The organism is Streptomyces sp. NPDC058751 (assembly GCF_042746485.1).
Lineage (GTDB): Bacteria > Actinomycetota > Actinomycetes > Streptomycetales > Streptomycetaceae > Streptomyces.
The window spans coordinates 68,664-87,143 of record NZ_JBHYPZ010000027.1 but is presented as its reverse complement, the minus strand read 5'-3'; the positions used below and the strand labels follow the sequence as shown (position 1 = coordinate 87,143).

The 18,480-nt window shown below is 72.4% G+C and carries 15 protein-coding genes; 4 read left to right on the top strand and 11 right to left on the bottom strand.

Going from position 1 to position 18,480, the window contains the following annotated elements; all coding sequences use genetic code 11:
* The first annotated feature begins 488 nt into the window (after positions 1-488).
* Both katG and lpdA read left to right on the top strand, forming a co-directional pair.
* Positions 489-2,705, top strand: coding sequence for a catalase/peroxidase HPI (gene katG / locus ACFW6B_RS24535; RefSeq protein WP_386598747.1), 2,217 nt, complete (start codon positions 489-491; stop codon positions 2,703-2,705).
* Positions 2,706-2,857: 152 nt separating this feature from the next.
* Positions 2,858-4,258, top strand: a complete 1,401-nt coding sequence (gene lpdA / locus ACFW6B_RS24530) for a dihydrolipoyl dehydrogenase (RefSeq protein WP_386598745.1) — start codon at positions 2,858-2,860, stop codon at positions 4,256-4,258.
* Positions 4,259-4,362: 104 nt separating this feature from the next.
* Here the strand turns inward: lpdA and ACFW6B_RS24525 are convergent, their stop codons facing one another.
* The 3 genes from ACFW6B_RS24525 to ACFW6B_RS24515 all read right to left on the bottom strand — a co-directional run bounded on the left by ACFW6B_RS24525 (position 4,363) and on the right by ACFW6B_RS24515 (position 6,536).
* Positions 4,363-5,055 (bottom strand): hypothetical protein, encoded by a 693-nt coding sequence (locus tag ACFW6B_RS24525; protein WP_386598743.1) that lies wholly within the window; start codon positions 5,053-5,055, stop codon positions 4,363-4,365.
* 137 nt (positions 5,056-5,192) lie between these two features.
* Positions 5,193-5,930: a hypothetical protein gene (locus tag ACFW6B_RS24520; protein WP_386598742.1), complete on the bottom strand. Its 738-nt coding sequence runs from the start codon at positions 5,928-5,930 to the stop codon at positions 5,193-5,195.
* 60 nt (positions 5,931-5,990) lie between these two features.
* Entirely contained in the window at positions 5,991-6,536 is a 546-nt protein-coding gene (locus ACFW6B_RS24515) for an RNA polymerase sigma factor (protein ID WP_386598740.1), read from the bottom strand.
* A 97-nt stretch (positions 6,537-6,633) separates the two neighbouring features.
* Here ACFW6B_RS24515 and ACFW6B_RS24510 point away from each other — a divergent pair, with 97 nt between their 5' ends.
* Both ACFW6B_RS24510 and ACFW6B_RS24505 read left to right on the top strand, forming a co-directional pair.
* Positions 6,634-7,542 (top strand): serine/threonine-protein kinase, encoded by a 909-nt coding sequence (locus ACFW6B_RS24510; protein WP_386598738.1) that lies wholly within the window; start codon positions 6,634-6,636, stop codon positions 7,540-7,542.
* Between the two features lie 308 nt (positions 7,543-7,850).
* Positions 7,851-10,556: a BTAD domain-containing putative transcriptional regulator gene (locus tag ACFW6B_RS24505; RefSeq protein ID WP_386598735.1), complete on the top strand. Its 2,706-nt coding sequence runs from the start codon at positions 7,851-7,853 to the stop codon at positions 10,554-10,556.
* Positions 10,557-10,662: 106 nt separating this feature from the next.
* Here ACFW6B_RS24505 and ACFW6B_RS24500 read toward each other — a convergent pair whose 3' ends face one another.
* The 8 genes from ACFW6B_RS24500 to ACFW6B_RS24465 all read right to left on the bottom strand — a co-directional run bounded on the left by ACFW6B_RS24500 (position 10,663) and on the right by ACFW6B_RS24465 (position 18,446).
* Positions 10,663-11,979: an NADase-type glycan-binding domain-containing protein gene (locus ACFW6B_RS24500; protein WP_386598733.1), complete on the bottom strand. Its 1,317-nt coding sequence runs from the start codon at positions 11,977-11,979 to the stop codon at positions 10,663-10,665.
* Complete coding sequence (locus tag ACFW6B_RS24495; protein ID WP_386598732.1) at positions 11,976-12,533, bottom strand: phage tail protein; 558 nt, start codon at positions 12,531-12,533, stop codon at positions 11,976-11,978. Before ACFW6B_RS24495 ends, ACFW6B_RS24500 begins: the two co-directional genes overlap by 4 nt.
* Positions 12,534-14,480: a putative baseplate assembly protein gene (locus ACFW6B_RS24490; protein WP_386598730.1), complete on the bottom strand. Its 1,947-nt coding sequence runs from the start codon at positions 14,478-14,480 to the stop codon at positions 12,534-12,536. It abuts the gene before it with no gap.
* Complete coding sequence (locus ACFW6B_RS24485) at positions 14,477-14,890, bottom strand: GPW/gp25 family protein (protein WP_103553588.1); 414 nt, start codon at positions 14,888-14,890, stop codon at positions 14,477-14,479. The genes ACFW6B_RS24490 and ACFW6B_RS24485 overlap by 4 nt, the downstream gene beginning before the upstream one ends.
* A 7-nt stretch (positions 14,891-14,897) precedes the next feature.
* On the bottom strand, positions 14,898-15,179 hold the full coding sequence (locus tag ACFW6B_RS24480; RefSeq protein WP_103553587.1) for a PAAR domain-containing protein: 282 nt from the start codon (positions 15,177-15,179) through the stop codon (positions 14,898-14,900).
* A gap of 131 nt (positions 15,180-15,310) precedes the next feature.
* Complete coding sequence (locus ACFW6B_RS24475; RefSeq protein ID WP_386598728.1) at positions 15,311-17,185, bottom strand: VgrG-related protein; 1,875 nt, start codon at positions 17,183-17,185, stop codon at positions 15,311-15,313.
* Positions 17,185-18,012: a peptidase M23 gene (locus ACFW6B_RS24470; protein ID WP_386598727.1), complete on the bottom strand. Its 828-nt coding sequence runs from the start codon at positions 18,010-18,012 to the stop codon at positions 17,185-17,187. The genes ACFW6B_RS24475 and ACFW6B_RS24470 overlap by 1 nt, the downstream gene beginning before the upstream one ends.
* On the bottom strand, positions 18,009-18,446 hold the full coding sequence (locus ACFW6B_RS24465; protein WP_151473331.1) for a phage tail protein: 438 nt from the start codon (positions 18,444-18,446) through the stop codon (positions 18,009-18,011). Before ACFW6B_RS24465 ends, ACFW6B_RS24470 begins: the two co-directional genes overlap by 4 nt.
* Positions 18,447-18,480: the final 34 nt, after the last annotated feature.

Here is an 18,480-nt window from a genome sequence, read left to right as displayed (position 1 = left end):
CATTGTAGGATCTGTTTCGGCACTGGCCAAGGGACAAGAACACTTCGGCACGAGCAGGAGAGACACAGATGTCGGGACCACCGCCGTGGAACCACGCGGCGCCGGCCTGCGCGTGACGGCCGCCGTGACACGCGGCCCGGGAGGCTCCCGGAGCCCGGGGCGGCCCCGGCGGCGGCGCGACCGCCGCCGTGACGGGCAGCCCTGCGCCACACCTCCCCGCACGTCGCACCCAGCCCTCCGTCCGCTCGCCGTGGCGGGATGCGTACCCCGTGTCGGACCGGTCCAGCCGGTCCGGTGCGAGCCGCGTACGACATCCCCGCCTCCGGACGCGCGACGAACCGTCCCCTTTGCTCGTTATCGTCCGAAAACAACGGCCTCCCCGTCGACCACGTCGGCGGTTCCGGGGCCGGCCGCCGGGGCCCCGCCCCGGCTGTTCCCCCCACCAGTAGTCGCTGAGCACCGAGACCGGCCCATCCGGAAGGATTCCCATGTCTGAGAACCACGACGCGATCGTCACCGACGCGAAAACGGAGGCCGCAGGCGGCTGCCCGGTCGCGCACGACCGCGCTCCGCACCCCACCCAGGGCGGCGGAAACCGCCAGTGGTGGCCGGACCGTCTCAACCTGAAGATCCTCGCCAAGGACCCCGTGGTGGCGAACCCGCTCGGCGCGGACTTCGACTACGCCGAGGCGTTCGGCAACCTCGACCTCGCGGCCGTGAAGCAGGACATCGCCGAGGTGCTGACCACCTCGCAGGACTGGTGGCCCGCGGACTTCGGCAACTACGGCCCGCTGATGGTCCGTATGGCCTGGCACAGCGCCGGCACCTACCGCATCAGCGACGGCCGCGGCGGTGGCGGCCGCGGGCAGCAGCGCTTCGCGCCGCTGAACAGCTGGCCGGACAACGGCAACCTCGACAAGGCCCGCCGTCTGCTGTGGCCGGTCAAGAAGAAGTACGGCCAGTCCATCTCCTGGGCCGACCTCATGATCCTCACGGGCAACGTCGCGCTGGAGCAGATGGGCTTCGAGACCTTCGGCTTCGGCGGCGGCCGCGCCGACGTCTGGGAGGCCGACGAGGACGTGTACTGGGGTCCCGAGAGCGTCTGGCTCGACGACCAGCGCTACACCGGCGACCGCGAGCTGGAGAACCCGCTCGGCGCCGTCCAGATGGGCCTCATCTACGTCAACCCCGAGGGCCCGAACGGCAACCCGGACCCGATCGCCGCGGCCCGCGACATCCGTGAGACGTTCCGCCGCATGGCGATGAACGACGAGGAGACCGTCGCCCTCATCGCCGGTGGCCACACCTTCGGCAAGACCCACGGCGCGGGCCCGGCGGAGAGCGTCGGCGCCGACCCCGAGGCCGCCACCATGGAGGAGCAGGGCCTGGGCTGGAAGAACAGCTTCGGCACCGGCAAGGGCGGGGACGCCATCACCTCGGGCCTGGAGGTCACCTGGACCACCAAGCCCACCCAGTGGAGCAACGACTTCTTCGACATCCTCTTCGGCTACGAGTGGGAGCCGTCCGAGTCCCCGGCCGGCGCCAAGCAGTGGGTGGCCAAGGACGCCGAGGCGATCATCCCGGACGCGCACGACCCCTCGAAGAAGCGCCTCCCCACGATGCTCACCACCGACCTGTCGCTGCGCTTCGACCCGGTCTACGGCGAGATCTCGCGCCGCTTCCACGAGAACCCGGCCGAGTTCGCGGACGCCTTCGCCCGCGCCTGGTACAAGCTGACCCACCGTGACATGGGCCCGAAGTCGCTGTACCTCGGCCCGGAGGTCCCGGCGGAGACCCTGCTCTGGCAGGACCCGCTGCCGCAGGCGGAGGGCGAGGGCGTCGACGCCGCCGACGTCACGGCGCTCAAGGCCAAGCTGCTGGAGTCCGGCCTGTCCGTCTCCCAGCTCGTGTCCACCGCGTGGGCGTCCGCGTCCACCTTCCGCGGCAGCGACAAGCGCGGCGGCGCCAACGGCGCCCGCATCCGCCTGGAGCCGCAGCGCGGCTGGGAGGCCAACGACCCCGACCAGCTGCGTCACGTCCTGAGCGTCCTCGAGGGCGTCCAGGCGGAGTTCAACTCCGGCGCCAAGAAGGTCTCCCTGGCCGACCTGATCGTCCTCGGCGGTGCCGCCGCGGTCGAGAAGGCCGCCAAGGACGCGGGCTTCGACGTGGAGGTCCCCTTCACCCCGGGCCGGGTGGACGCGACCGAGGAGCACACGGACGCCGAGTCGTTCGCCGCGCTGGAGCCGGCCTGGGACGGCTTCCGCAACTACGTCGGCAAGGGCACCCGCCTGCCGGCCGAGTACCTGCTGCTCGACAAGGCGAACCTGCTCACCCTGAGCGCTCCCGAGACCACCGCCCTCGTCGGCGGCCTGCGGGTGCTCGGCGCCAACACCGGCCAGTCCGCCCACGGCGTGTTCACCGCCACCCCGGGCGTGCTGACCAACGACTTCTTCGTCAACCTGCTCGACCTGGGCACGACCTGGAAGTCCACCTCCGAGGACCAGCACACCTTCGTGGGCCGCGACGCCGCCACGGGCGAGGCCAAGTGGACCGGCACCCGTGCCGACCTGGTCTTCGGCTCGAACTCCGAGCTGCGCGCGCTCGCCGAGGTCTACGCGAGCGACGACGCGAAGGAGAAGTTCGTGAAGGACTTCGTCGCCGCCTGGGACAAGGTCATGAACCTGGACCGGTTCGACCTCGTGTGAGGTCCGACGCCGTCCGACGTCGCCTGACACCGTCCGACGTCGCCTGACGTACGGGCCGGCCCCCTCTCGGGGGCCGGCCCGTACGCGTTCCCGGAGCCCTCACGGCCGCGCTCGCCACGTCACCGGGGCGGGGGCGTTCTAGGCTGAAGGTCATGAGCGCACACTTTGACGTGGTGGTCCTGGGCGCCGGCCCGGGAGGATATGTCGCGGCGATCCGGGCGGCCCAGCTCGGACTCAGCACGGCGATCATCGAGGAGAAGTACTGGGGCGGTGTGTGCCTCAACGTGGGGTGCATCCCGTCCAAGGCTCTGCTGCGCAACGCCGAGCTAGCGCACATCTTCACCCAGGAGGCCAAGACCTTCGGCATCCAGGTGAACGGTGAGGTGAGCTTCGACTACGGCGCGGCCTTCACGCGCAGTCGCAAGGTGGCGGACGGACGTGTCAAGGGCGTCCACTACCTGATGAAGAAGAACAAGATCACGCAGTACACCGGCCGGGGCACCTTCCGCGACGAGCGCACACTGGACGTCGCCCTGACCGACGGCGGCTCCGAGACGGTCACCTTCGGCAACTGCATCATCGCCGCCGGCGCCACCACCAAGCTGCTCCCCGGAACCTCACTGAGCGAGCGCGTGGTGACGTACGAGGAGCAGATCCTGTCGGACACCCTCCCGGACAGCATCGTCATCGCGGGCGCCGGCGCCATCGGCGTGGAGTTCGCCTACGTGCTCCACAACTACGGCGTCCAGGTCACCCTCGTCGAATTCCTCGACCGGATCGTCCCGTTGGAGGACGAGGAGGTCTCCGCCGAACTGGCCCGCCGTTACAAGCGGCTCGGCGTCAACGTGCTCACGTCGACGCGCGTCGAGGCGATCGACGACTCCGGGGACGCGGTCAAGGTCATGGTGACCACGGGCGGGCAGCGGCAGACGCTGGAGGCCGGCAAGGTGCTCCAGGCGATCGGCTTCCAGCCGCGCGTGCAGGGCTACGGGCTGGAGAACACCGGTGTGAAGCTCACCGACCGCGGCGCGATCGACATCGACGCCCGCTGCCGTACGAGCGTGCCGCACATCTACGCCATCGGCGACGTGACGGCGAAGCTGATGCTCGCCCACGCGGCCGAGTCGATGGGCATCGTGGCGGCCGAGACGATCGCCGACGCGGAGACGATGGAACTCGACTACGTCATGATCCCGCGGGCGACCTACTGCCAGCCGCAGATCGCCAGCTTCGGCTGGACCGAGGCACAGGCGCGCGAGAGGGGCTTCGACGTCAAGGTGGCGAAGTTCCCGTTCACGGCGAACGGGAAGTCCCACGGCCTGGGCGAGACGGCGGGATTCGTCAAGATCCTCAGTGACGCGCGCCACGGCGAACTCCTCGGCGCCCATCTGATCGGCCCCGAAGTCACCGAACTGCTGCCGGAACTGACGCTCGCTCAGCAGTGGGACCTGACGGTCCACGAGGTCGCGCGCAACGTGCACGGGCACCCGACGCTCGGAGAGGCGGTCAAGGAGGCCGTCCACGGACTGGCCGGCCACATGATCAACATGTGACGGACGGATGCCGCCGCGCCCCTTTCCGACCCGCGGCACAGCGGGTCGGAAAGGGCGCGGCGGCGCCTGCGGGACACCGCGGGAAGTCCGCCGTGGCGCAGGGATCAGTCGGCCAGCCGGTTGATCGCGACGGCGGCCATGCCCTTCATGTATCCGGGGTCGTCGCTGGGCTGACCGGTGAGTTCGACGATGCCGAACCTGTGACCGCTACGGATCACCGCGACGCCACCGGCGACCTTGCCGTCGCCGTCGAAGGCCGGATACCACGTGCCCCCGCCGGCCGGGACGGTGATCGCGTGCCCCTGACCGTAGTACCAGTGACCGGCCGGCTCGTTCTGGCAACCGCGCACCACCTTGTTCAGCTGGTTCTCGTAGGAGACCGCCGACGCGTCGGTGGAACCGTCCGCGACGGATTCGGTGAGGGAGGAGCCGCTGCTGTCGAAGGCCCAGGTCACACCGGCGTAGGCGCTCGCGCTCCCCTTGGTGAGCGTGCGCATCGTCGTCTCCCCGGAACACGCCGAGAGAGCCTGCTTGCCGGTCAGGTCCACGCTCGCGCCGACCGGCATCAGGCCCTGCTGGAAGAAGTCGTCGCTCTGGATCAGGTTGTCGGATCCGAGGCCGGGCGCAGCGCTCCTGGCGGTCGGGGCCGTTGCCACCCGGCTCGGCGAGCTCGTGTCCGCGGCGGCGGGAGTCATACCGATGCCGACGGCGAGCAGAGCGGCACCGACGGAGGTTGCGACTGCCGCGGTACGACCGCGACACGAGAGCTTCTTGCCGGTTGCCTGGTTGTCGAACATTTCATCCCCTGTGTGATCACGACGCGGTTCGCGTCCTCGTACACCCATGAGATGCAGCGCGTACGGCGGAAGTTGGATGGCTGCCCGCCTCGATCGACGTGAGCCACGTCACCTCTGCCGACGGGGCCGGGACCGTCTCACAGCCGTGTCACCGCCGCACGGACGATGCGCGTCATCGCGGCCGTGTCCAGGCAGGCGTCGACCTCCAGAACGCCGTAGTGCGAGCCGTTGCGGAGGATGGCGATGCCTCCGCACGGCTCCTCGCCCCGTGGTGCGGTTCCCGTGGTGTTCAGGTCGCCGTCGTAAGAACCCAGCCAGCTCGCGGTGATGCCCGCGGCGACGTCGATCGTGTGTGTCGGCCCGTAGACCCAGTGAGAGGGCGTCGCCTCCTGGCACGGCACCTGCTCCAGCAGGAGGCGCTGGGCGTAGTTCTGGGCCAGGGCGGGGGTTCTGGCCTCAGCGGCGACCTCGCGCGCGACCTGGTCCTCGGCGTCGACCGCCAGCGTGGGATCGCTGTCGTCCGTTCTCCCGGTCGTCACCAGACCGCGGAAGTGCGCGTCCTGCTCTCCCAGGGTCTGCTCGAGGGTCTTCTCCCCGGCGCAGGCCGCGTTGGCGTAGTGGCCGTCCCCGACACGGTCGCGCACGCGGATGCGCCGGGTGACCCCGACCTCCTCGAACTCGGCCGCCGCCAGCAGATGCCGGTCGGTCACGGGCCCGTCGGCGGGCTTCGGCGCGGGAGAACCGCTCACCGGCGAGGACGGCGCGGCGCCGTGCGCCGCCGCCGGAGCCGAGCGGGCGGGCAGGACGAAACGGCCGGTCAGCAGACCGAGCCCGGCGGCCACCGCCAGGATGACGACGATCGTCCGGGCTCGCACGACTGCACCTCCCGGCTCCTGCGGGGCCGATGCGGGTTGGGGGTGGAAAGTTGGGGTGTGTCAGGAACCGGCGTCGAGGCGGTCCCGCATGAAGCGGCGGGCCTGATGGATGCGGTCCTTGACCGTGCCCAGGGGAGCGCCGGTGATCTCGGCGACCTGAAGATAGGTCAGGTCGCCGAGATCGCGGAGCACGAAGGATTCCACCAGGGCCGGATGTCGCTCCTCGAGCGCGGCCAGCGACTCCATGAGGTCCAGGCGGGTCCCCGCGATGACGCTCGTCGTCCGAGGGTCGACACCGTCGGGAACGACGGCATGACTGTCCTCCGCGCGCCGGCGCATCGAGCGGTACGTGGACCTGGCGGCGTTCGAGGCGATCACCGTCACCCACCCGAGGAACGAGCCCCGCCCGCTGTACTCGTGCAGATGTGTGCTGATGGAGAGCAGGGCGTCCTGGGCGGCCTCTTCGGCGTCGGCGTGGTGCGGAAGAAGCCGGGAGCAACGGCGCATGACCCTGGGCCGGAGCCTGACGAGGAGGCGGTCCATGGACGCCCGGTCACCCGCCCGCGCGGACGTCACGAGCTCTGCCAGCTCGTCTTCTTCGATCACCCTGCCGTCTTCCGTTTCCGTTCCGTGCCGGCTTCAAGTCCCATGCGGCCGCACCGGAGTTCAGAGCCCCCCGGCACCTCGGGCAGAATGGTGCCACATGCAGAAGCTGGGTCGTTACCTCCTCGAGGACAGGCTGGGAGCCGGTTCGTTCGCCACCGTCTGGAGGGCGTACGACCCCGAGTTCGACACGGACGTCGCGGTCAAGGTGCTGGCCGACAACTGGGCGTCGAACGCGGATGTGCGAGAACGGTTCCTGGCGGAGGCGAGGCTGCTCCGAAGGATCTCCAGCCCACGTGTCGTACGGGTCCACGACGTCGGTGTCCAGGACGACCGGCCCTACTTCGTCATGGACCACGTCCGGGGCGGCACGCTGGCCGAGCGGATCGGGCACTGCCGGCCCACCGAGGCGCTCCGTCTGGCGGCCGAGGCCGGATACGCCGTTCAGGCGCTTCATGACGCGGGCGTCGTCCACCGCGACGTCAAGCCGTCGAACCTCCTGCTCGACACCGGCCGCACGCCCGCTGCCGTTCTCGTCGCGGACCTCGGCAGCGCGAAACGGCTCGCCGACGCGTCGGGGCTGACCGTGACCACCGGCACTCCCGCGTACATGGCGCCCGAACAGGCCTTCCAGACCGGCGGGTTCGACGGCCGGGCCGACGTGTACGCCCTCGGCGTCGTGACGTTCGAACTGCTCACCGGGCGAAAGCCGTTCGGCTCGGGCGGTCGACTGGCCCCCGCGGAGAAGCGGGCGTCGGTGTCTTCGCTGCCGGCGGTCCCCAGGGAGCCGGGGGTTCCGGAGGGCATCGACGCGCTCCTTCGCGCCGCGCTGTCCATGGACCCCGAGGACCGTCCGCGAACCGCGCGGGCGTTCGCGGACGCGCTGCTGTCACAGGAAGGACGGGAAGGGGCTCCGGCCGGGTCTTCGCGGCCGACGCGCCTCGTCGTCTGGGTTTCGGCGGTCGTCCTGTACCTGGTGACGGCGATGCTGACCTGGCTGGTCCGCTGACCCCGGACGCCCCTCAGGACCGCTCGGCCCGGACGTTCCTCCGGCGCTGGCCGCGGCCCTGAAACCGGCGGCCGTCCGTGGCGCTGTCGAATCGGCCGTTCCCCCGGTCCTGGATACGGGATTCTCTTTGCCGTCCGCCGTTTCCGGGCACGCCGAATGAGGGAAAGCACGAAAATGACACCCCACGAACACACAAGCCCCACACCGCGTAACCTGGCGGTATTGAAATATCAAAAACAGCACAAAAGAAGAAATAGCCGAAACGGGACACTCGCGTCAGAGCGCCCGGTACACGGAGATCAAGACATATGACGAGTCTTTTACCGGCGCAGCAGTGGACCACGTTCCGTATACCGGCCTCCGAGACCATGCCCCGGGGCCGTCTGACCGAGCAGTTCACCCATTGCCCGTCGGGTCTGGTGGTCGCCCCGCCCGGCTTCGGCAAGACCGCGCTGCTGGCGCAGGCGGCCAGGGCCCATCCGGGCCCGGTGACGTGGTACCAGGCCCGGCCCGGCGCCGGCCGGCGGGAGTTGCTGACCGCACTCGGGTACCCGCCGGACACGCCGGCGGAGCTCGTCGGCGCGTCCGGCGCGATCCGGCAGGCGCCGCGGCGCCGGGACACCGGGGACGGCGGAGCGGCCGGACGGCTGATCGTCATCGATGACATGCACCTGCTCTCGTCGGCCGCGCAGGCGCTCGCGGTCCGGCTCGGCCAGCTGGCACTGCCGCACCCACTGGTCCTGATCGGAACGCGCCCCGCGGCCGGGTCACCGGTGGCCTCGATGGAGGCGTCGAGCGCGACGGTGGTGAACGCCGACGCGCTGCGTTTCCGCTCCTGGGAGGTCGAGCATCTGTTCCCGCGCCTCTACGGCACGGCTCTGCGCCCTGGAATCGCGGTGCCACTGGTCCGGGCCACCGGCGGCCGGGCCGCGATGCTGAGACTGTTCGGCAGAGCCGTGGCGGCCGACCCCGACGCGGGTCAGGAGCAGATCCTGGCCGACGGGTCGTTCGGCCGCGAATACCTGGAGCGGGAGGTGCTCGCCCCGCTCCCCGGCCGTCTCGGACGTTTCCTGGCGGAGACCTGTCTGCTGAACCGGCTCACCGCCGAAGCCTGCCACGCGCTGACCGGCCGGACCGACAGCGCCGAGATGCTGTACTCCCTGGCCCACGAGCACGGGGTCCTGCGCGCCGCCCCGGACGGACGGACGTACGTCGCCGAACCCCTGCTCCGCGCATGTCTACGCGCGCGGCTCACCCAGGCGCTGACCGACGTCGAACTCACGCGGCTGCGCGGCCGGGCCGATGCCGGCGGTCAGCAGGACCCGCCGCCCCCGGCGGTGCGCCGTCGTCCCGGGACCGTCGACTGGGCCGACCCGCTGCGCGCCGTCGTCGCGGGCTCCCCGGACGTGTTCCCCGGCCGCTCCGGCGGGCACGTCACCGGGGCCGGCTCCGGCGGCTCCGCCGCCCTCCTCGTCCAGGGCGTCGCCGCCGCCCTGTCCGGTGACGGGACGGCCGGTGACACCGTGCGCCGGGCCTTGGCCGAGGCGACGGAAGACGCCCTGGTCGTCCTGTCCGGGCAGTTGGTACGGGCGGTGCTGGCCGTGCTGGCCGAAGGCCCGGCCGGGACGGTCCCCTACCCGGAGCTCCAGCGGATCGCGTACGACGCCGAGCGGCTGGACCTGCTGTGGCTGAGCCGTGCCGCCCGGTGCCTGCTGGGCCTGGGGCCCCACCCCGAGGACGCCGGGCAGCCGGCCGTCGTGCTGGACGAGTGCACCCGTCTCGGCGACGCCGAAGGGGCGGCGCTCGCCGCGTCGGCCGTGTGCCTGCGCTCGGTGTGGCGGGGGCGCCCCGCCATCGGCGAGCTGGAGGAGGCCGTGCGGCGGTTCCGGGCACTGGGCTGGGGCACGCTGGAGGCGTGGGGCCGGGCCGCCCTCGCCGTCGTGGAGGCCGCGCACGACCTGCCGGACGCGGAACAGCGCGCCGCCCAGGCGGAAGCGTTCGCCCGGTCGGCGGGTGTACCCGGCGCCCGTGCGCTGGCCATCGGCGCGATGGCCATGGCGACGCCCGACGCGGCGGACCGGGCCGAGTTGCAGGAGGCCGCCTGGTCGACGGCCCGGTCCGCGCGGCTGCCGGTGTCCGGGCTGCGCTCCTGGCTCACCGCCCTCGCGTCCCCCGCCGGCCAGGCCGGGGACGGCGCGGTGACGGCCGGAAGAACCAGGGTCGGCGGGCAGCACACCACCGCGCCACCGCGCGCCCACGAGGCGCCGTCGGTGCCGGGTCTGACGGTGCGCTGCCTCGGCGGCTTCGAGTTCGCCCTGGCCGGGCGCGCGCACGACTGGGCCAAGCTGCGCCCCAGGGCACAGGCGCTGCTGCGGCTCCTCGCCGTGCGCGCCGGGCAGGCGGTCCACCGTGACCATCTGCTGCTCGCGTTCTGGGACGGGGTGACGACCCCGTCCACCCTGCACAACCTCCAGGTGACGGTTTCCAGTCTGCGTTCCTTCCTGGAACCGGAACGCCCCAGGGGCGGTTCGCGGCTCATCGCGCGCCAGGGCGACTCCTACCGGCTGGTGCTGGTGCCCGGTGACGTGAGCGATGTCGCGGCGTTCGAGCGTGCGGTGCGCGACGGCCGAAGATCCCGGGCGCAGAGACGGCCGGAGGAGGCGGCCGACGCGTTCCGCACCGCTCTGGACCACTACGCGGGTGAGCTGCTGCCCGGGGACGGACAGGCCGAGTGGGTGGTCGCCGACCGGGAACGGCTGCGCCGGGAAGCGGCCGGCGCGGCCGTGTCCCTGGCCGAGATACGCCTCGGCCAGAACCGGCCCGTGGAGGCGGCGGACGCGGCCGAACGCTGCCTGGAGATCGACGGGCACCGCGACGCCGCGTGGCGGGTGCTGATCCAGGCGTGCGACACCGCCGGGCTCGCGGCCGACAGCGCGCGGGCCCGCAACGGCTACTCGGCGATGCTGGCCTCCCTGGGCATCCCGCCGTCCGGAGTGCTCCCCCATCCGACGTAGCGGCCGGCGCAGGGGCGCGCGGCCGCCGGACCCCTGCGCCGCCGCGCGTCGCGGGCCTGACGCCGTCACGAGGGGACGCCCTGGTGACGGGCGTCCCGTACCGATGTCATCGCAGTCCGAAGAACTCGACCTCCAGGATCGCCGTGTGCCGGTTCTTCGCCTCGGTTCCGTAACCGGACCGGACGACGAACCGCACCGAGCTGACGTTCTTCCCCTCGAGGTCCAGCGTCTGCGGCCCGGGCTTGTCCTCCAGTTCGAGCCGCCTCTTCTCCACATCACCGTCCGGGCCGCCCAGTTCGACCTCGAGGACGGAGGGCCTGGCCTGTTTGAGGAACTCGTCCTTGTTGACCGACACCCCGGTGTGGATGATGAGCTGCGTGAGCGTGACGGGCTCCTCGAAGCGTGCCTCCAGCTCCTCCCCCGCGCCCGCGCCGGCCGGCGCGGGCGCCCAGTAGGTGTTGTTCGCCCCGTCGAAGGCGAGGTTCGGCCCGTGGTTCTTCAGGTGGCTGGACGCCTCCGCGAACTTCGGGTTGACGGGGGTGGGTTTGGCCGTCCGGTTCCGGAGGCCGTCGATGAGACCGCTCACGTGGGGCCGGGCGAAGTAGCCACCGCCGAGCAGGAGGGCCAGCGTGAGCGGGATCGCGAGGCTCGGCCGGCGCCATGCCCGGACCCGGGGACGCTGCCCGGCCGCGAGCGGGCGCGGCGGGCGGCGGCGCAGCCGCCGCAGCAGTCGCGCCCACCACGAGAGCCGTTCCTCCTCCGCCACGGCCGCGTCGAGAACGGCGCCGCAGCGAACGCACAGGGTGCGGGTGCGCGGGTTGGCCTGGGCGCAGACCGGACAGATCAGGTCGTGGGCCGGGGGCGCGGGCGCGGTGGTGTCCCGCTCGTCCGGTGACGCGGGCAGGTCGTCCGGGTCCGCCGGCCGCTCACCGGGCCGCCGTACGGTGCCGGAGGCCCCGCGTTCCGTGGGTGTCCGGGGCCGGACCGGTTCGGCCGGTCCCGCGGGGACGGACGGGACCGCCGGACCCGGGGCGGCCTGCTCCGGTGCGGAACCGGGCGGTGGTGTCCTGGGCCGCGGGGGAACGGGTACCGGGGTCTCCGGCCGGGACGGGGCGGGATCGGTCCGGGTGGCCGTCGGCTCCGGCGCGGGACGGCCGGCCGCCGCCGTCCGGACGGACGGCACGGAACCGTTCGCGTCCGGTGTCACGGGGCCCGGTGCCACCGGAGCCGGCCCCGTCGGTCCGGCGACCGCGGGCTCCGCGACGGCCGCGACGGGCGCCGTCGCCGGAGCCTGGCCGCCCTCGGCGGAGCCGGCGCCGCCCTGCTCCCACTCGAGGAAGGCGTTGCAGGACGCGCAGAACGCCGCGCCCGGCGCGTTGTGGTGGCCGCAGTCCGGGCAGGCCGGTCCGGCGGGACCGCTCATGACGCCTCCTTCAGGGGCAGCAGTTCCGTGTCGTACCCGACGTGCGCCGGCACCTCACCGGCCACCAGCCGCCGCAGCCGTTCCGCGCCCGCCGCGTCCGGGTCGGCGACCCGCACCCGTACGGTGACCCGGGGCGCGGCACCGGTCTCCCCGGGCAGGGGGCTGTGCGCCGTCTCGGACCACGACGTCCCGCCCGTCTCCTCGATCTCCGCCTCCGTGCCGAACTCCAGCCGTACGGCTTCGGCGAGTCCGCCCATCGTTCCCCGCCTGCGGTGCCGTCGCATCGCCCCGAGGACCGCGGCCCTGCGCTGTCCGGCCGACCGACCGGGGGCCGGATCCACGGCCACCCACGCGCCCGTCCACTCCAGGAAGTCCTCCGGGGCGGTTCGCGGGTCCAGATGGGCGGGGAGGTTGTCGATGGTCAGCAGCACCGGCGCGAGCACGTCGTCCAGCGCCCCGAGGAACCGCTGGACGAAGTCCTCCCCCAGGTACACGGCGGGGAGCTGGTAGATGAGTGGGTGGGGCGTGGGCAGTCCCTCGACTGTTCCGCGCATTCAGGCCTCCCGCATTCGGAGTTGGTGCTCGTAGGAGAAGACGAGGGCGTGCGGGTCGAGCACGAGCCTGGTGACCGGTTCGGCGCGCTGCCCGGTCAGCGGGTCGGCCGGGAAGAGCCTGACGTCCTCGACGAGGTCGACGCCCGGCACCCGTTGCAGGACGGCGTACACCTCACCGGCGTGGACCGGCCGCCCGAACGGCCAGCCCTGTCCGCTCGGGCCTCCGGTGACCGGGTTGAAATACCCGTACAGGGCGGCCAGCGCCGCGGTGCGGACCGGTTCCGCCGCCGCGCCGCGGGCCGCCAGCACGGACGCCACGACGGTGACGCCCTGGTAGTAGGGCGGCTCGACCACCAGCCGGGTGCCGATGGGACGGCGCTGGTCCAGGTAGTCGGCGAGGCTGCGCAGCGTCTCCCGGGGCGGCACCAGGTCGTCGAAGCGCAGCCGTCCCTGTGCGTCGCCCTGCACGGCGGGCACGAGCAGCAGCCGTACGCCGCCCTCCTCGCCCTCCCCCGCGGGTACGCAGGCGACCCGCGCCGCGTCCGGGGCGACCTCCCGCGCCAGCACCTCGTAGTCGCGCGGGACGACCGCCCGGTGCAGGGTGCTCAGTGTCATGGGGCCGCGGACCTTGGCGCTCTCCACGCTCTCCCCGTCGACCCCGCCGACGGCGGCCCGCCGGTTCTCGGCCCGCGCGACGAACGGCAGCGAGGTGCGCAGCATCCGCAGCGTCCCCTTGGCGACGTTGCCCCGGCTGCCGCCGCCGGTCCGGTAGGAGCGGATCCGCACCGGGGTGCCCTTGGCGGGCACGGCACCGTAGTGGCGGACCGTCCCGTCCGGCTCGCGGACGGCCGGGCCGAAGTCGACCCTGCCGGAGTTCGGGTCCAGCGTCAGGTGCCGGTCGCCGGGGCCCGAGTGGGCGAAGTCGTCGACACGCTGCCACCGCGACCAGTCGGAGCCGTCCGCCACCTCCACGACGAACGGTTCGTCGCCCGGGACGACGGGGGGCCGGGCGATCTGGAAGGACTGGCCGGGCACTCCCTCGGACAGACCCAGGACCTCGTCCGTCACCGTTTCCGCGTGCACGGCCTCGACCGTGGCGCCGATGGTGAAGGCCTCGGCCTCGCGGATGGTCGGCGACTGCAGGTAGGTGGGCTGGTCCGGCTCTGCGGGGACCAGCCGACAGCGCACCCAGCCCGCGGTCTGGCGCGCGATCGTGGACTCCGCGTGGTCGCCCGGCAGGTGCAGGACCACCTGGCCGGGGCGGTTGAAGCCGCCGGTGCTGTCCTCCTCCACGTCGCAGCGCGCCCAGGCCGTGCCGTTCCACGCCTCCCAGCGCAGCGGCGGGCGCCTCGGGTCGACGCCGACGCCGTCGACCCGGCAGTCCAGGCGCAGCACGACGACCCCGGCCGGAACGGGGTTGGTGAGGCCGACGTACAGGGCGTCGCCGGGGACCGGCTCCTCGTCGAAGCAGGGCACGTCACGGCCGAGGGCGAGTTCCTGCGTACGGTCGTCGGCTCCGCCTCCGGCGGGACAGGTGGCCAGCCGGGCCAGCTCGCACGGCACGACCGGCAGGTCGCGGACGGTGGTGAACACCACCGCCTCCTCGGTCTCGGTGCGCACGGTGGCGACCTCGGTGCCGGCCTTGACCCGGACGGCCTCGGGCTGCGGCGCGGACAGCCAGAACGTGACGTCCGTACGCGCGGCGGTGGGCGGGTGCAGCCGGACGCCGATCAGGTCGAGGAAGGCCAGGTAGTTCTTCTCCGGTACGCGGTTGAGGCGGTAGAGGAGCTGGTCGACCATCGTGGCGAAGGCCTCGATCAGGGTCACGCCCGGATCGGAGACGTTGTGGTCGGACCACTCGGGACAACGCTGCTGGACGAATCGCTTGGCGTCGTCGACGAGCCCCTGGAACCGCCGGTCGTCGAGATTGGGGCTGGGCAGCGTCACGGGCCCGTACCTTCCTCGTGCGCGGGAATCACATAGAACGGGAACACGAGGTTGCGGGGGTCGTTCGTGCCCCGCACGGTGTAGCTGATGTCGATGTACAGCACGCCGTCCTCCACCGCGTCGAACCGGACGTCGATGCCCACGACCTCGATCCGCGGCTCCCACCGGTCCAGGGCGAGCCGGATCTCGTAGGCGACCTGGCCCGCGGTGCCGGCGTCGGCGGGGGCGAACACGTAGTCGTGGATGGCGCAGCCGAACTCCGGCCGCATGGGGCGCTCCCCGGGGGAGGTGGCGAGCACGAGCCGGATCGACTCCTCGATCTCCCGCTCGCCGCGCACCAGGGCGATGCTCCCGGTGGCGTCGGTGCGCGGCGGGAACGCCCAGCCCGCGCCGACGAACTGCTGTCCCATCAGCCGGTCACCCGCCGATCAGGACGGTCGGGCAGCCCGCGACGATCGGAGCCCCGCAGGCGGCGGTGTCGCCCATGCGGGCTGCGGGCTTGCCGTTGATCAGAACGGTGGGGCACCCCGGCGGAATGATCACGGACGGCGGGTGCACGGCGGGCGGCGGGAAGGCGCAGACGTGGGTGGTGCCCACGGTGGCGGCGGGCATGCCGCCGATGAGGACGGTGGGCGCGCCGGGCGGGCCCACCGTCCCCGGGTGGCCGGTGGGATCGCCGACGCGAGCGGCGGGTGGCATGGAGAAGGCTCCTTTTCGTCGGCTGTTCGTCGTGACCGGGACCGGTCGCGGGGTGGGGTCGAGTCGTGGGTGGGAAGTCGTGGGGCCGGTCGCCGTCGTGCCGGGTGCCGTGCCCGCCACGTGCCGCCCCGTCAGTTGATCCGGACCAGGCCCGCGTTGATCGTGCAGGTCGCCCCGCCCTTGATCTCCGTGCGCGCGGTGCCGTTCACCGCGACCTGGCCGCCCTTCACCTCCACTCTCCCGCTGGTCGCGAGCCCGACCTGGCCACTGCCGCCGTCCACCTGCACGCCGGTCTGCGCGGTCACCTTCACCGACTTGCCGGTCAGTTCGAGGGTGCCGTTGCCCGCGTCCATCAGCGCGCCGTTGCCCGCCTTGACGGTGACCTTGTCCTTGGCGTCGATCTCCACCGTGCCGTCGCTGTGCACGACGATCTTGGTGCCCTTGCGGTCGAGGTCGATGGTGAGCTTGCCGTCGCCGGTGACCATCCGTACGCCCTGCGGACCGGAGGCGTTGTCGAGCAGTTCGAGCTGGTTGCCGCTGCGGGAGGAGAACGTCCGCCGGTTGACGGCGCCACTGGTCCCGTCGATCAGCTCGCCGCTCGCCGTGGACGGCTTGTCCTGCCCGTTGAAGAGGCAGCCGAGCACGTACGGGCGGTCGAGCCGGCCCTGTTCGAACCCGACCAGCACCTCGTCGCCCACCTCCGGGACGAACGCGGAGGTCCCCTTGCCGTTCTTGCCGCCTCCTCCGGAGGTCTGCGCGCAACGGGCCCAGTCGCTGACGTAGTCCTCGGACAGCCAGGGGAACTTCACCTTGACGCGGCTGACCTTGTCCGGGTCCTTGGTGTCGGAGACGACACCGATGACGACGCCGTCCATCTCGGGGAGCCGGCCCGCCCGGCCCGCGGCGGCGCCGCCGGCCAGCGCCGACAGGGAGCGTTCCTGCTGGCCCGAGACGGTCACCCAGGTCTCGTAGCCGCGGTGCGCGTCGAAGACGTGCCGGGAGGAGGTGACGGTGTACCGGCCCTCGAACGGGGCGCCGACCCCGGACAGCGCGACCGCGCCGCCTGCCCGGACCTCGGGGTTGCCCTGGATGGCCGCCTCCATCTCGGCGAACGACCCGGCGATCCGCTGCGCCAGCGCCTTGGCGACCTGCTCGACCCGGGCCTGGGCGCCGTAGGTGTTGTCGGTGACGAGGAAGTCGGCCTTGCCGAAGGGGCTCGTCGCGTCCGCCGGGGAGGCACCCAGCTGGAAGGTGTCCGCCCGGCCCGCGTCCGCCGTGGCGACCAGGGCCTGCTTGGTCCTGGTGTCCCAGCCGCGCACCTGGACCTGGGAGACCTGGTCGGCCGCGGTCACCCCGGCACGGCAGCGCAGCAGGTTCTTCCCGAGTTCCAGCACCAGCGGGTCGCGGTCGGCGCGGGCCGAGGAGCCGGGCGCGCCGGACGCCGCGGTGGGGCCGGTGACGTGCAGGGCGCCGTCGATCACGTACACCTGCGCTCCGGCGTCCTCGGCCAGGCCGCGGAGGAACTCCCAGTCGGAGAGGTTCGCCTGGGCGACGTGTTCGAGGACCGGTCCGGAGACGTCGATCTTCCCCGTCGAGAGCCCGGCGCGCTGGGCGACGCGGCGGCAGATGTCGGCGACGGTCATGTTCTGGTAGGCGGCGACCCGGCGGCCCCGGAAGAGCCGGTGCGCCTTGTCCATGCCGCGGACCACGGTGAACGTGCCGGTCTCGTCGAAGTCCAGCTCCAGCGCGGTCACCTCGCCCTTGAGCAGTGGTTTCGGCGATCCGCCCGCTCCGGACGAGGCCAGCAGCCGCGCCTCGGAACCGATCTTGAGGCCGGTCTTGTCGATCAGCATCCGGCTGGGGTCGCGGAACCGCAGGCAGAACGTGTCGGGCAGCATCCGGCTGTCGTCGACGTAGCCGTCCACCAGGGTGTTGGCGAGGTCGGCGGGGAGCCGGGTCCCGCCGATCTCCACGACCAGGCTCTTGGCGACGGTGTCGTGGGCCATCAGACGTCCCTCCGGCCGCCGGACGCCCCGGACCCGTGCGCGAGGGGCTCCGGCGCTCCGCCCGGTACCGCGTCCAGTTCGTCGGCCGCGGGGAGCAGCAGTTCCCGGCCCTCGGCCAGCCGCATCGGGTCGTCGATGCCGTTGGCCTCGGCGATGGCCCGCCAGGCCCCCGCGTCGCCGTACTCGGCCCAGGCGAGACCCTGCAGCGTGTCGCCCGCGCGGAGCCGGTGGACACGGCGGGCGGTCAGCGCCCCGGAGGTCGGGTTCTGGCCGGCCGTCTCTCCGCTGATCTCCTCCATCGTCACCTGGCACACCGCGCGGATCGGCACCCCGGACGTGGTGAACAGCGTGTACTTGACCTGTACCTGACTGACGTAGCCGGGGAAGCCGGTGATGCCGCCCCAGTGGAAGACCACCCAGGGCGGCGACGACCGCTGCGCCTGCCGGGTCTCGTTGGTCGGTACGCAGCAGGCGAACAGGCTCTCCACCGCCTTGACGACGCTGGTGTCCTGGGTGTCGCTGGCGTCGAAGAACATCTCGACGGTGAGCTTGCTGGGCTGCGGCCCCTGGTACTCCGGCGGGCCCGCGCTCTTGGCGCCCTTGGCGGGGGTGCGTTTCCAGGACGCCGACTTGCCCAGGCTGAGTTCCTTGGGGTTGAACTGGAAGTCGATCCGGCCGCAGGGGCCGCCGGGGGTGAGGCTGCCGCCCGAGGGCGGGGTGCGCAGTTCGAGGTAGGCGTGCTCCAGCTTGGGCCGCGCGTTGCCGCCCGCGGCCGACGCGGACTTCGCGCCGCCGCCCGCCGCGCTGAACGCCACGGGCCCGCTCATGCCCCGGGCTCCATCATGTAGCCGTGGTGCGCGATCTCGATGGTCTCCGTGGCGACCTTGGGCGACTCGGGGTTGAACGTCGGCCCGGTCCAGCGCACCGGCACCACCTCCAGCAGCCCCCAGCGGGCGACCATCACGCCGTCGCCGGTGCGCGCCTCGATGTGCGCGGTCTTGCGGGCGAACCCGGTGGTCATGCTGGCGAACCACTTGGCCACCTTCTGGGTGTCCCGAGTCAGCGGCCGGGAGAGCTTGACGTTGGAGTACTTCAGGCGTGTCGGCAACTGCCATACGTGGCCGTTGTTCCCGCCCTCCTCGCGGGGTTCGAGCACCACCTCGCAGCCCAGCCCCTCGCAGCTGTTGAACGACCCCAGCTCGATCCCGTCGATCGTGACGACGAAGCAGACCGAGACCGCCGGGTCCTGGGTGATGGACATCCGATGCCCTGCCTTTCTGTCGGTGCCGGGTGCT

What these genes read in the sequence shown, in the direction of transcription:
- katG (WP_386598747.1), top strand. Translation starts at nt 489, where the DNA reads ATGTCTGAGAACCACGACGCGATCGTCACCGACGCGAAAACGGAGGCC.
- lpdA (WP_386598745.1), top strand. Translation starts at nt 2,858, where the DNA reads ATGAGCGCACACTTTGACGTGGTGGTCCTGGGCGCCGGCCCGGGAGGA.
- ACFW6B_RS24525 (WP_386598743.1), bottom strand. Translation starts at nt 5,055, where the DNA reads ATGTTCGACAACCAGGCAACCGGCAAGAAGCTCTCGTGTCGCGGTCGT.
- ACFW6B_RS24510 (WP_386598738.1), top strand. Translation starts at nt 6,634, where the DNA reads ATGCAGAAGCTGGGTCGTTACCTCCTCGAGGACAGGCTGGGAGCCGGT.
- ACFW6B_RS24505 (WP_386598735.1), top strand. Translation starts at nt 7,851, where the DNA reads ATGACGAGTCTTTTACCGGCGCAGCAGTGGACCACGTTCCGTATACCG.
- ACFW6B_RS24500 (WP_386598733.1), bottom strand. Translation starts at nt 11,979, where the DNA reads ATGAGCGGTCCCGCCGGACCGGCCTGCCCGGACTGCGGCCACCACAAC.
- ACFW6B_RS24495 (WP_386598732.1), bottom strand. Translation starts at nt 12,533, where the DNA reads ATGCGCGGAACAGTCGAGGGACTGCCCACGCCCCACCCACTCATCTAC.
- ACFW6B_RS24485 (WP_103553588.1), bottom strand. Translation starts at nt 14,890, where the DNA reads ATGGGACAGCAGTTCGTCGGCGCGGGCTGGGCGTTCCCGCCGCGCACC.
- ACFW6B_RS24480 (WP_103553587.1), bottom strand. Translation starts at nt 15,179, where the DNA reads ATGCCACCCGCCGCTCGCGTCGGCGATCCCACCGGCCACCCGGGGACG.
- ACFW6B_RS24475 (WP_386598728.1), bottom strand. Translation starts at nt 17,185, where the DNA reads ATGGCCCACGACACCGTCGCCAAGAGCCTGGTCGTGGAGATCGGCGGG.
- ACFW6B_RS24470 (WP_386598727.1), bottom strand. Translation starts at nt 18,012, where the DNA reads ATGAGCGGGCCCGTGGCGTTCAGCGCGGCGGGCGGCGGCGCGAAGTCC.
- ACFW6B_RS24465 (WP_151473331.1), bottom strand. Translation starts at nt 18,446, where the DNA reads ATGTCCATCACCCAGGACCCGGCGGTCTCGGTCTGCTTCGTCGTCACG.